This window comes from Streptomyces sp. NPDC127106, from assembly GCF_042677605.1.
GTDB lineage: Bacteria > Actinomycetota > Actinomycetes > Streptomycetales > Streptomycetaceae > Streptomyces.
Window position 1 is genome coordinate 1 of record NZ_JBHXTC010000025.1, and the last position, 13,082, is coordinate 13,082.

The 13,082-nt window shown below is 75.1% G+C and carries 8 protein-coding genes and 1 pseudogene; 5 read left to right on the plus strand and 4 right to left on the minus strand.

Features of this window, described 5'->3' with window-relative positions; genetic code table 11:
- A pseudogene (locus tag ACFVGY_RS21130) lies at positions 1–458 on the plus strand (hypothetical protein); the annotation flags it as partial.
- 43 nt (positions 459–501) lie between these two features.
- Here ACFVGY_RS21130 and ACFVGY_RS21135 read toward each other — a convergent pair.
- Together ACFVGY_RS21135 and ACFVGY_RS21140 are read right to left on the minus strand one after the other, a co-directional pair.
- Positions 502–1,215 (minus strand): exonuclease domain-containing protein, encoded by a 714-nt coding sequence (locus ACFVGY_RS21135; protein ID WP_385679576.1) that lies wholly within the window; start codon positions 1,213–1,215, stop codon positions 502–504.
- Positions 1,216–1,388: 173 nt separating this feature from the next.
- Complete coding sequence (locus ACFVGY_RS21140) at positions 1,389–2,738, minus strand: SAV2148 family HEPN domain-containing protein (protein WP_385679578.1); 1,350 nt, start codon at positions 2,736–2,738, stop codon at positions 1,389–1,391.
- Positions 2,739–3,050: 312 nt separating this feature from the next.
- Here ACFVGY_RS21140 and glgX point away from each other — a divergent pair, with 312 nt between their 5' ends.
- Entirely contained in the window at positions 3,051–5,165 is a 2,115-nt protein-coding gene (gene glgX, locus ACFVGY_RS21145; protein ID WP_385679711.1) for a glycogen debranching protein GlgX, read from the plus strand.
- Positions 5,166–5,187: 22 nt separating this feature from the next.
- Here the strand turns inward: glgX and ACFVGY_RS21150 are convergent, their stop codons facing one another.
- Positions 5,188–6,573, minus strand: a complete 1,386-nt coding sequence (locus tag ACFVGY_RS21150; protein ID WP_385679580.1) for an MFS transporter — start codon at positions 6,571–6,573, stop codon at positions 5,188–5,190.
- Positions 6,574–6,655: 82 nt separating this feature from the next.
- Between ACFVGY_RS21150 and treY the strand changes: the two genes are divergently transcribed.
- The gene (gene treY, locus ACFVGY_RS21155; protein ID WP_385679582.1) at positions 6,656–9,055 is read left to right on the plus strand and encodes a malto-oligosyltrehalose synthase; all 2,400 of its coding nucleotides are present in this window, start codon (positions 6,656–6,658) and stop codon (positions 9,053–9,055) included.
- Here the strand turns inward: treY and ACFVGY_RS21160 are convergent.
- On the minus strand, positions 8,996–9,910 hold the full coding sequence (locus ACFVGY_RS21160; RefSeq protein ID WP_385679584.1) for a LysR family transcriptional regulator: 915 nt from the start codon (positions 9,908–9,910) through the stop codon (positions 8,996–8,998). The two genes, treY and ACFVGY_RS21160, sit on opposite strands and share 60 nt — an antisense overlap.
- Positions 9,911–9,995: 85 nt before the next feature.
- Here ACFVGY_RS21160 and lpdA point away from each other — a divergent pair, with 85 nt between their 5' ends.
- Complete coding sequence (gene lpdA, locus ACFVGY_RS21165; protein WP_385679586.1) at positions 9,996–11,462, plus strand: dihydrolipoyl dehydrogenase; 1,467 nt, start codon at positions 9,996–9,998, stop codon at positions 11,460–11,462.
- A gap of 30 nt (positions 11,463–11,492) precedes the next feature.
- Complete coding sequence (locus ACFVGY_RS21170; RefSeq protein WP_385679588.1) at positions 11,493–12,974, plus strand: M14 family zinc carboxypeptidase; 1,482 nt, start codon at positions 11,493–11,495, stop codon at positions 12,972–12,974.
- Positions 12,975–13,082 lie beyond the last annotated feature (108 nt).

The following is a 13,082-nucleotide window of genomic DNA, read 5'->3' on the forward strand; positions in this document are numbered from 1 at the left end:
CGAGCAGCAGCGCCGCCCGCTGTAGCTTCGCTCTGCGGGCCGTTCCGGCTTACCCCGCCCTGAAGGACGGGGCTTGCGCCGGCATCATCCGGTCATCCGCCACCAGGCCCGCCTGGGCCCTGACCCGTTCACGGTGTTCGCGCTGGAAGGAACTCCGCGGTCGCCTCGGCCCGGGACGCCCGCGCACGCTGGACCTCCCGGATACGGAGGCCGACCGCGCGGAGCGGATGGACCGCCACGACTGGGCGTACCGGGAGGTGTTCCGCCAGCACGTGCACCGCGACACCCTGTTCCTGACCGGCAGCGCCCGCACCTTCCGCAGGACCGCCGGCCTCTTCGCCGACCTCGCCCGCAACGGCCCCGCCCGGGCGGCCGCCTTCCCGGACAGCCGCTACCGCCAACGCCTGCACTGCGGCCCCCGCGACCAAGACCTGCACATCGAGTACGGCGCCGCCTGACGACGGACCCGCCCGGCCCGGGTCGGGCACGGGCCGTTCCGGGTCACCGGCTGCGCGGGATGACCGGCCAGGACGACTCGACGACGGCCGCGGGATCCGTGGTCCGGCGCAGGTACGCCTGGAGCGAGGCCGACTGGGCGGCCGCCGCACGCACCTGGAGGTCGTGCAGGTCGGTGAGGGACATCGTCCCGACGGGCCGGTGCTTCTCGCCCATCCGCCGCACCACACGGGCGGCGGCCACCGCGTCCGCCCGCGCGTCGTGCGCGTCCTCCAGCGACACGCCGTAGTGCGCGCACAGCGCATGGAGGGCCCGCTTGCCCTTCCGGTACCGGTCGACGTGCTTGTCTATCACCAGCGGGTCGATGACGGGCGAGGGCTCGATGCCCAGTCGCTCCCCGATCGACCGCAGCCCGTACCGCCGGCACTCGCGGTCCAGCAAGGACAGGTCGTAGCGCGCGTTCATCACGACCAGGGGCGTGCCCGCGCGCAGGACCGCGGAGACGGCCTGCGTGATCTCCTCGACCCCGGACGGAGCCGGAACCCCGTGCTCGCGGGCATGACCCGTCGAGATGCCGTGGATGGCCGAGGCCTGCTCGGGTATCGCCACCCCGGGGTCGAGCAGCCAGGTCCGCTCCGCCGAGACGGCGCCGTCCGGCTCCAGCCGGACGACCGCCGCGGTGACGATGCGGTCGGTCTCGACGTCCGTACCCGTGGTCTCGAGGTCGAAGGCCACCAAGGGCCCGCTGATCCAAGTCATCGCGTGACCCCCGCTCCTGCGTGCCCGTTCCCCATCACGCGCCCCTCCCCCGTATCGTCCGGGGCCGTCAGTCCCCGGCCCGGACCCGTTCGTCAGCCGTCAGCCATCAACCGTCGGCCGGCGAACACCAACCCCCGACCAACGACTTTCAGCCTGCCACGGGCCACTGACAGTCACGACACCGGGCGGGAGTCCTGCCAGATGGACTCGAATTCCTCCCGGTACGTGGGGAAAAGTCCGTGTTCCACATCACGCGGCGAGACAGCGGCCTTCGCCCCGCCGCCCCGCAGGACGAGCACCGGGGCCTCCATGCCCCGCGCCCGCCGCAGGTACGACTGCACCACCGCGATGCCGGAGTTCTCCCCCTCCACCAGGTAGGCGGTGAAGCGCGGGGTCTCGTCGAAGACGTGGATCTCGAACCGCGAGGGGTCCCGCAGCCCGGCCCGGACCCGCCGTACGTGGAGGATGTTCATCTCCACCGACCGGCTCAGCTCGCCCTTGCGCAGCCCGAGCTCCCGTTCGCGCCGCTTGACGGCGCTGCTGGCCGGGTTCAGGAACAGCAGCCGGACCCGGCAGCCGGCCTCGGTGAGCCGGACGAGTCTTCGGCCGGAGTAGTTCTGGACGAGCAGGTTGAGCCCTATCCCGATGGCGTCGAGCCGCCGCGCCCCGCCGAACAGGTCCTCGGCCGGGAGCTGCCGCTGGAGCCGGACCCGGTCGGGGTGGACGGAGACCACGTCCGCGTACCGGTCGCCGACCAGGTCCTCGACCGCGTCGATCGGCAGCCGGTCCGCCGACGGCGAGCCGGCACCCCCGCCGAGCACCTCCAGGAGCCGGGCCGAGGCGCGCTCGGCCTGTTCCAGCACGGCCCGGGACAGCGCCCGGTTGCGGGAGACGACGTTGCGGGTGACCTCCAGCTCGTCCAGGGCGAGTTCGATCTCGCGGCGGTCGTCGAAGTACGGCTCGAAGCACGGCCAGTGCTGGACCATCAGCTCCCGCAGCTGGGGCAGGGTCAGGAAGCTGAGGACGTTGTCGTCGGCGGGGTCGAGCAGGTAGCCCTTGCGGCGGCTGACCTCGCGCACCGCGACGGCCCGCTGCACCCACTCCTGGCCGGCGGGCCCGGCGGCGGCGACGACCCAGTCGTCCTCGCCGTGCACGGGTTCGTAGATCGGCCGCAGGACCGCGCCGACCACCGAGCGCAACCGCTGTTCGATCAGATTCAGCCAGATGTACGCCCGGCCCGCGCGCTGGGCCCGGGTGCGGACCTCGGTCCACGCGTCCGCGCCCCAGTCCAGCTCGGCGCCGGCCCGTACCGCGCCGGCCTCCGGTGTCGCGAGGGAGACCGCGCCGCCCGGCACCGGCACCCCGCCGGTCCCGCCGGATCCGCCGGTTCCCCCTGCCCCGCCGCCCCCGGCCCCTTCCGGAACCCCGCCGGACGCACCCCCGGGTGCGCCTCCTGGGGCGTCCGCCGAGCCACCCTCGTGACCGCCGTCACCAGGGGGAAGCTCCAGACCTCCCGAGCTCACCCGTGCACCGCCTTCTGCGTTCTGGACGCCCGTCTCCAGTGATCACGGAAGGGTACTCCGAGGTCGGCGCCCGGTGCAGCCCGATGCGACCCGATGGACCGTACACAGGTGATCTGTTGACCCATTATCGGATGCGCACACAGTCCGCTGACCCGCATATCGGCACACCGGGTCACCCGGCAGGAGTACCCCAAGTCCCCGCGTACGGCCCCTCTTTCGGGGAAGATCCTGCCCATGGCACGGATCGGCGTCCCGCCGACCGCGAACCATCCGCCCGACGCCGAGGCGAAGACGGGAGAAGAGTCGTTGTCCATGCAGGTCTGGCCGGGACACGCGTATCCGCTCGGCGCCACCTACGACGGTGCGGGCACCAATTTCGCGGTCTACTCCGAGGCCGCCCGGCGCATCGAGCTGTGCCTGCTCCACGAGGACGGCTCGGAGACGGCCGTCGAACTGCGCGAGACCGACGCCTTCGTCCGGCACGCCTACCTGCCGGGCGTCATGCCGGGCCAGCGCTACGGGTTCCGCGCCCACGGCCCGTACGAGCCCGAGCGCGGCCAGCGCTGCAATCCGGCCAAACTCCTCCTCGACCCGTACGCACGGGCGATCGCCGGGAGCATCGACTGGGGCGAGGAGGTGTACGGCTACCACTTCGGCCGGCCCGACTCCCGCAACGACCTCGACTCAGCCCCGCGCACCATGAGTTCGGTCGTCGTGAACCCGTACTTCGACTGGGCCAACGACCGCCCGCCGCGCCACGAGTACCACCGGACGGTGCTGTACGAGGCCCACGTCAAAGGGCTGACCATGCGCCATCCGGAGCTCCCGGAGGAGCTGCGCGGCACGTACGGGGCCCTCGCGCACCCGGCGGTCATCGGGCACCTGACGAAGCTCGGGGTGACCGCGCTGGAACTGATGCCGGTGCACCAGTACGTCCACGACCACCGGCTGGTCGACGACGGGCTGACCAACTACTGGGGCTACAACACGATCGGCTACTTCGCCCCGCACAACGGCTACGCCTCGGGCGACCGCGGCCAGCAGGTGCTGGAGTTCAAGTCGGCGGTCCGGGCCCTGCACGAGGCCGGCATCGAGGTGATCCTGGACGTGGTCTACAACCACACGGCCGAGGGCAACCACCTGGGCCCGACACTGTCCTTCCGGGGCCTCGACAACGCCTCCTACTACCGGCTGGCGGATGACCCCCGGCACTACACGGACACCACCGGGACCGGGAACTCGCTGCTCATGCGCTCCCCGCACGTCCTCCAGCTCATCATGGACTCGCTGCGCTACTGGGTCACCGAGATGCACGTGGACGGGTTCCGCTTCGACCTGGCCGCCACCCTGGCCCGGCAGTTCCACGAGGTGGACCGGCTGTCGTCGTTCTTCGACCTGGTCCAGCAGGACCCGGTCGTCAGCCAGGTGAAGCTGATCGCGGAGCCCTGGGACCTGGGCGAGGGCGGCTACCAGGTGGGGAACTTCCCGCCGCTGTGGACCGAGTGGAACGGCAAGTACCGCGACACCGTACGGGACTTGTGGCGCGGACAGCCGAGGACCCTCGCCGATTTCGCGAGCCGGCTGACCGGCTCCTCGGACCTCTACCAGGACGACGGCCGGCGCCCCATCGCCTCCATCAACTTCCACACCTGCCACGACGGTTTCACGCTGCACGACCTCGTCTCGTACGACGAGAAGCACAACGAGGCGAACCGGGAGGGCAATCGGGACGGCGAACCCCACAACCGGTCCTGGAACTGCGGGGTGGAGGGCCCGACCGAGGACCCGGAGGTCCTCCAGCTGCGCGAGCGGCAGATGCGCAATTTCACCGCCACGCTGATGCTGGCGCAGGGGGTGCCGATGCTCAGCCACGGCGACGAGTTCGCCCGCAGCCAGAACGGCAACAACAACGCGTACTGCCAGGACAACGAGCTGTCGTGGCTGGAATGGCCGGAGCCGGGCAAACCGGCGCCCTCGCTGCTGGAGTTCACGCGCAGGATGGTGTGGCTGCGCCGGGACCACCCGGTCTTCCGGCGGCGGCGCTTCTTCCACGGGCGGCCGGTCGAGGGCACCCACGACGAGCTCTCGGACATCGCGTGGTTCACCCCGTACGGGGAGCCGATGCGGGCCCGCGACTGGCAGGCCCAGCACGCGCGGGCGCTGACGGTGTTCCTGAACGGGGAGGCCATCTCCGAGCCGGGGGCGCGGGGGGAACGGATCACCGACGACTCGTTCCTGCTGATGTTCAACGCCGGTGCGGAGTCCCAGGAGTTCACGGTCCCGGCCGGGCACGGGGCACAGTGGCGGCTGGTCGTGGACACGGCGCGGCCGGAGGTGCCGCCACCCGGCACCGGGCCGCAGTACGCGGCCGGGGACCGGGTGACGCTGACGGGCCGCTCGCTGGTCGTGCTCCAGCGGCCGGAGTGAGGGCGGGCCGGGGCCGCCGCGCTCAGACGGCCTGGGGCGAGGCGTCCCGGGGGGACACGGCCTGCGGTGCCGCGGTCTGCTGTGCTGCGGTCCGCGGTGACGTGGCCTGCTGTGACGTGGCCTGCTGTGCTGCGGTCCGCGGTGACGTGGCCTGCTGCGCCGGGACGGAGGCCCGGCCGGCGGAGTGCGCGCGGGCGGCCGGGACCCTCGTGCCCAGGGCGAGCAGCAGGGCCGCCGCGGCCGCACCCACGGCGACCCCGAAGGCGCCGGCGGGCCCGTACGCCTCGGCGAGCCGGCCCGAGACGGCCAGGGCCAGCGCCTGCCCGGCCACGAGCGCACTGGCGGCGTAGGCGGTGGCCTCGGCGAGCCGGGCGGGCTCGACGGCCCGCTCGGTGAGCGCGAACGCGGTGATCAGGTGGGGGGCGTAGGCGGCGCCGAGCACGATGACGACCGCGTACAGCGGGGCCAGGGTGTGGGTGAACAGCAGCGGCGCGGACAGCAGGAGGGCGGCCCCGGTGGCGGCGCGCCAGCGCAGCATCAGCCCGAACCGGGCGGGCAGCGCGCCGAGCGCGAGGCCGACGGCGGCGCTGGCGACGCCCATGGCGGCGTAGACGATGCCGGCCTGGCCGGGGACGCCCAGGCGGGCGGTGAGGGCGGCGATGCCGGCCTGGCAGGCGCCGAACATGGCGCCCTGGAGCAGGAGCGATCCGCGGACGGCGTGCACGACACCCGGATGCCGCACCTGCCCGCCGGGCCGCCGCACGGCGGGCGCCCCGGCAGCGGCCGCGGTCGCCGTCCTCGTCGCGGTCGCCGTCGGGTGCAGCGCGAAGGCGGTCCCGAAGACGGCGGCGAGGGCGGCGGCGAGGCCGAGCGCGAGCGCGGGGTGGGCCGCGAGCGCGGCGAGCCCGACGAGGGCCGGGCCGAGGACGAACGAGACCTCGTCCAGGGTGCCCTCGAGGGAGTGGACGGCGCCGACCACTCCCTCGCCGGCCCCGGAGCGGTGGGCGAGCGCCACGGAGCGGGTCCGGGCGAGGGGTCCGACCAGGGGGACGGAAGCACCGGTGACGGCGCCGACCACGGCGAGCGGGGCGGTGGCCAGGCCGCCGAGGGCTCCGGCGACCAGGGCGGCGGTGGCGACGGCGTTGACCGCGGCGGCGGTCAGGACGACGGGCCGCTGCCCGTGCCGGTCGGCGAGCCGGCCCAGGAGGGGCCCGCACAGGACCTGGCCGGCGGAGAGGGCCGCGCCGACCACGCCGGCGGTGGCGAGGGAGCCGCTGGTCTCGGCGACCAGCAGCACGCTCCCGAACTGCGTCATCGCGACGGGCAGCCGGGCGAGAAAGGAGACGAGCGGGAGGAGGGGCCCGGTGAGGGCGATGACTCTTCGATAGGTAGCGATGGTTCCAACCACCCTGGCAACGCTAACCGGGTGCAGTCACCCGAATGCATGGGGTCATGGCACGGAATCCGGTGAGGCGGGTACGTACGTTCTTATGAGCCGGCGTCATACTCACCTCACATCAGCATCTGGCATTCCGACGGCTGACACCGGGGCGACACCTTCGTCGTCTTCGTCACCTTCTTCGACGTACCGCCTCCAGCTGTGCCCGGAGTTCCCGTTCGCCGCCGCCGAGAAGACCGTGCCGTACCTCGCCTCGCTCGGGGTCTCCCATCTGCACCTGTCCCCCGTCCTGGAGGCGGTTCCCGGTTCGGCCCACGGGTACGACGTCACCGACCACTCCCGGGTGCGGGAGGAGCTCGGCGGGGAGCGCGGGCTGCGCGGGCTGGCCGCCGCGGCCGGGGAGCACGGGCTGGGCCTGGTGCTGGACATCGTGCCGAACCACATGGCGGTGCCCTCGCCGCTGCGGCTGAACCGGCCCCTGTGGGAGGTCCTGCGGGAGGGGCCGTGGACCCCGTACGCACGCTGGTTCGACATCGACTGGGACGCGGGCGGCGGGCAGCTGCTGCTGCCGGTGCTCGGCGAGCCGCTCGACCCGGCCGCGTGCACGGTCGACGGGGGGCTGCTGCGGGTCGGTGACGCGTGGGAGTTCCCGCTGCGCGCCGGGACCGAGGGGCTGCCGGTGCCGGAGCTGCTGGCCGTCCAGTGGTACCGGCCGGCCTGCTGGCGGGAGGCCCGCACCGGGCTCAACTACCGCCGCTTCTTCACGATCTCGCAGCTCATCGGCCTCCGGGTGGAGGACCCGGAGGTGTTCGAAGCGACGCACGCGAAGCTGCTGGAGCTGGTGCGCGACGGGGTGGCCGCCGGGCTGCGGATCGACCACGTGGACGGGCTCGCGGACCCCGGGGCGTACCTGCGGCGGCTGCGCTCGGCGGTGGGGGACGGCTGCTGGGTGGTGGTGGAGAAGATCCTGGCCGGGCAGGAGCGGCTGCCGGCCGGCTGGCCGGTGGCGGGGACCACCGGGTACGACGCGCTGCGGCGGGTGGACGGGGTGTTCACCGACCCGGCCGGCGCGGCCGAGCTGGACCGCCGCTACCGGGCGTGCACGGGCCTGCCCGGCTGGGAGGAGACGGCCCGGGCGTGTGCGCGGGAGGTCCTGACCGGCGACCTGGCCGCCGAACTGGGGGCGCTGGAGCGGGCGGCCGGGCCGGATGCGGCGCCGGCCGTGCGCGAGCTGCTGATCGCCTACCCCGTCTACCGGCCGTACCCCGACGGCGAGGAGCTGGATCCGGGGGCGCTGGCGGAGGCCTCCCGACGGGCAGGGTCGGGGGCGGTGGCCGACGTACGGGACCTCGTGCGGGAGAATCCGGCGTTCGCGGCGCGCTTCGCGCAGACCTCGGCGGCGCTGCGCGCCAAGGCGCTGGAGGACCGGGCCTTCTACCGGTACGCCCCGCTGCTGTCGGCCACGGAGGTCGGCGGGGATCCGGGGCGGCCGGCGGTGGACCCGGACGGCTTCCACGCGTACTGCGCCGCGCTGGAGCGGGACTGGCCGGGCTCGGGGACGGTGCTGTCCACGCACGACACCAAGCGCAGCGCGGACGTCCGGGCCCGGATCGCGGCCCTGTCGCAGGCGCCTGAGCTGATGGACGACGCGACCGGGGCGGACGGGGCTCCCGGGGCGGACGGCGCCGCGGGCGACCCGCAGCTGGCCTGGGTGGCCCGGCAGTCGGCACTCGGCCTCGGCGGGGTCCCGGACGGCGCGGAACGGCTCGCGCAGGCGCTGCTCAAGGCGGCGCGCGAGGCCGCCCTGCGGACCAGCTGGACCGAGCAGGACCCGGCGTACGAGGCCTCGGTCGCCGGGTACGTCCCCGCCGGGGCACAGGGGGCGCAGGGGGCGGAGCTCCCGCAGGCCCTCGCGGAGGCGGCCCGCGCCAACCTCCTCGGAGCGGCGCTGCTGCACCTGGCGATGCCCGGGATCCCGGAGGTCTACCAGGGCGCCGAGACGGAGTACCGGGCGCTGGTGGACCCGGACAACCGGCGCCCTGCCCGGTTCCCCCGCGAGGCGCTGGCCCGGCTCGACACGGGGGCCGCGCCGGAGGGGGTGGCGGAGGAGAAGCTCCGGCTCACGGCCGCCCTGCTGCGGCTGCGGCGGGACCGGCCAGGGGTGTTCACCGGGTACGCGGGGCTGGCTGCCCGCGGGCCGGCGGCGGAGCACTGCCTGGCCTTCGCCCGCCCGGGAGGCCTGGTGGCGGTGGCGACCCGGCTCTCGCTCCGGCTGGCCCGGGCCGGGGGGTGGCGGGACACGGTCCTGCCCCTGCCGCCGGGGCGGTGGAGGCCCGTACTGCCGCCGCTGCCCCACGGGCCGGGGGCGGCGTCGTACGAGGGCGGGGTGCGGCTGGCGGAGCTGCTGGCGGCGCGGCCGGTGGCGGTCCTGCTACGGGACGGGGGTGGCGGGAGCGGAGGGAGCACCGGCCCTGGGCGGGACGGCGAGTAGCCCGGCGAAGGCCTCCGCCGCGCCCGTGAGCGGCACGCGGGAGAAGACGGCGAGGGGCCGGTGCCACGGCGGGTCGAAGGAGAGCAGCGCGCAGTCCTCGCCGAGGGCGCCCCGGGCCGTGTGGGCGGGGGCCATGGCCACCCCGGTGCCGGCGGCGGCCATGCGGACGGCGGTGGAGGTGTGCTCGGTGCGCAGCGCGGTGCGCGGGGTGAAGCCGACCTTGCCGCACGCCCAGTCGAGGAACGGCTCGCCGTGCACGACCGGTTCCATGGCGCAGCGGATCCAGTCGCGGTCGGCGAGTTCGGCCAGGCGTACGGATCCGCGGCCGGCCAGCGGGTCGTCGATGGGGACGACGAGCACCAGCTCCTCCCGGCCGGCCGGGAGGACGGGACCGGTCCACTCCTTGGGCTCGGGCCCCACGGCGAGGTCGGCGACGCCGCGGTCCAGCTGTTCCTCCAGGGCTGCCGTGGACGCGTACTCGCGCAGCACGAGCTGGACGCCGGGGTGGCGGCTGCGCCAGCGGGCGGCGACGGCCGGGAGCAAGCCGACGGCGACGGAGTGGACGGTGGCGATGTGGAGTTCGCCGCCGGCGGCTCCGGCCGCGGCGCGGGCGGCGCGCCGGGCCTGGCGGGCGCTGCGGACGGCGAGCTGGGCGTGCGGCAGGAAGGCGCGGCCCATGGGGGTGAGGCGGACCCCGCGCGGCATGCGCTCCAGCAGGGCGCCGCCGACCGACCGCTCCAAGGCCTTGATCTGGTGGGAGAGGGCGGGCTGGGTGACGTGCAGGGCGTCGGCGGCCCGGGTGAACGAGGACTCCTCCACGACGGTGAGGAAGTACTCCATCTGACGCAGGCTCATGAACACGAAGCATAAGCATCCTGCATGGGACCGAGAAGATCATTGCCTTGGACCGCAGGCGGGGCCCGGCGGCAGGGTTGAGGACATGAACACCGCAGATGCGATCGTGATCGGGGGCGGCACCGGCGGGTACTCCACCGCCCTACGCGCCGCGGCCCTGGGCCTGGATGTCGTCCTCGTGGAGCGCGACAAGGTCGGGGGAACCTGCCTGCACCGCGGGTGCATACCGAGCAAGGCCATGCTGCACGCGGCCGAGCTCGTCGACGGGGTGGCCGAGGCGCGCGAGCGCTGGGGGGTCCGGGCGACCGTGGAGGGGGTGGACTGGCGGGTCCTGACCACCACCCGGGACGACATCGTCGCCCGCAACCACCGCGGGGTGGAGGGGCACCTGCGGCAGGCCGGGGTGCGCCTGGTGCCCGGCTCGGCCCGGCTGACCGGCCCGCGCTCCGTACGGACGTCGGACGGGCGGGATTTCACGGCCGGGCGGGGCGTCGTCCTGGCCACCGGGTCGCGGCCGCGCGTCCTGCCGGGGCTGGAGCCCGACGGGCACACGGTCGTCACCAGCGACGACGCGCTGTTCGCGCCGGGCCTGCCCGGCTCGGTGCTGGTGCTGGGCGGTGGGGCGATCGGCGTGGAGTACGCCTCGTTCCACCGCTCGATGGGGGCGGAGGTGACGCTGGTGGAGGCTGCGGAACGGCTCGTTCCGCTGGAGGACGCGGACGTGTCCCGACATCTGGCGCGGGGGCTGCGGGGGCGCGGCATCGACGTACGGACCGGGGCGCGGCTGGAGGGGGTCGAACGGCCCGCGGGCGGGGGCGTGCGGGCCGCCTTACGCGGTCCCCGCGGGGACGTCGAGGAGGTGTCGGCGGAGCGGCTGCTGATCGCCGTGGGCCGGGTGCCGGTGACCGACGGGCTGGACCTGGCGGCCGCGGGACTGGCCGCGGACGGGCGGGGGTTCGTGGCGCCCGCCGACTGGTCCCGGCTGGAGACCGCAGTGCCGGGGATCCACGTGGTCGGGGACCTGCTACCGCCGCCCTCGCCCGGGCTGGCCCACGCCTCGTTCGCGGAGGGGCTGCTGGTGGCGGAGACCCTGGCGGGGGTGCCGAGCGCACCGGTGGACTACGCGGCGGTGCCGAGGGTGACGTACTCGGCGCCGCAGACGGCCGCCGTGGGGCTGACGGAGGCGCAGGCCCGCGACCTGGCGTACGACGTGGTGGTGGGCTCGATGCCGCTGACGGCCGTCGCCAAGGGGATGGTGCACGGGCGGGGCGGGGTGGTGAAGGTGGTCGCGGAGCGGGGCGGGCGGGTGCTGGGCGTGCACCTGGTGGGACCGCACGTGTCGGAGATGATCGCGGAGAGCCAGCTGATCGTGGGCTGGGACGCGGAACCGTCCGACGTGGCCCGCCACGTCCACGCCCACCCGACGCTGTCGGAGGCGGTGGGCGAGGTGTTCCTGACCCTGGCCGGCCGCGGGCTGCACCAGCAGCAGTCGCCCGGGGGACGAGGCATTGGCCAGGGCATCTCGGGAAGTGTGGGGCGCGCGGAGCAGTAGGGGGCGTGCGCGGCGGGCATTGCATCAGACGTGACCCACCTCCGTGACATGCGCTACCCCACACCGCGCGAACTCGCGCTGGCCGCCCGGGCACTGGCGGACGAACACCCCCGCCGGGTCCGGCTGCGCCAGGCCGGCCGCTCCCGGGGCGGGGAACCCCTCTGGCTCCTGTCCGTGGCCGCGGACGGCGCCGCCGCGGACCGGGCCGCCGCAGACGGGACCGCCGCGGACGAAGCTGCCCCGGCCGGAGCTGCCTCGGGCGGGACCACCTCGACCGGAGCCCCCTGGGGCGGGACCACCTCGGCCGGAGCCCCCTCGGCCGGAGCCCCCTCGGCCGGAGCCCCCTCGGCCGGATCTCCCCCGGCCGAAGCTGCCGCCGGCACGGGCGGGCTACAGGACCGCTGCGTGCTCGTCGTCGCCGGCGCGCACGCCAACGAGCCCGTCGGCGGCGCCACCGCCCTCGCCCTGGCCCGCCGCCTCGCCGGCGACCCCGCCGCGCGTACCGGCGGGGGCTGGCACTTCCTCCTGTGCGCCGATCCCGACGGCGCCGCCCTGCACCGCACCCCGCACCCGGACTCCCTGCTCGACTACCACCGGAACTTCTTCCGGCCGCCCGGCCCCGAACAGCCCGAGTGGGCCCCGTCTTTACTGCCCCCGGACCGGCTGCCGCCCGAAACGCTGGCGCTGACCGCCCTCATCGACGAGCTGCGGCCGGTGCTCCAGGTCTCCCTGCACGGCACCGACCTCGGCGGCTCCTGGGTCCAACTCACGCGGGACATACCCGGCCTCGCCGAGCCGTTCGCCAAGTCGGCGGCCGAGCTGCGCATCCCCGTGGAGACCGGGGCCTCGGACGCGGTCGGCTGGCCGTCCCCCGGGCCCGGGATCTTCGTGATGCCCCCGCGGGGTCACGACACCGCCGGGGCGTTCCACCCGGAGGACACCCGGCTCAGCACCTGGTACCGCACCCACCGCTACGCCGGCACCACCGCCATCGTGGAAGTCCCGATGTGGGCCTCCGACCTGGTCGACGACCCGGCCCCGCACCCCGACCCGCGCGGCGCGCTGCGCTACCTGGCGCACCGGCTCGCCGCGGACGCCTCGCTGGTCTCCGCGGTACGGGACCGGGCGGCCGACGTGGTGCCGGACACGGACCCGGGCGCCGCCTCCCTGCTGCGCGCGGTCGACTGGACGCTCGGCCTGATCCCCGGGATCACCGCCGAGTGGACGGGCGCCGGAGCCCCCGCCGAGGCCTCGACCGCCCGTATCGGCAGCATCGACGCCTTCGGGCGGCGGCTGTCCCTGCGTGCCGCCGCGATGCTGTTGCGGGTGCTGCACGTCCAGGGCCATCCGGCCGCGCCCGACCTGGACCGGCTCGTCGCCGGTTGGTGCGCGGAGTTCGCGGCCCGGTTCCACGCCCGCTGGGTCCCGGTCGCCGACCAGGTCGAGCACCAGACCCGCACCGTGCTCGCCGCCTACGACCGCCTCGCCGCCGCCGGCTCCGTCAGCCCTTAGCGGCGGCGGGGGCCCCCGCGGGCCGGGGGCGGCGGGGGGTGGGGCCGGGGCGGGGGGCGCGGGGCGCCCGGCGCGGGGTAAGGCAGGGAGCGGGCGCGATAGATTAGG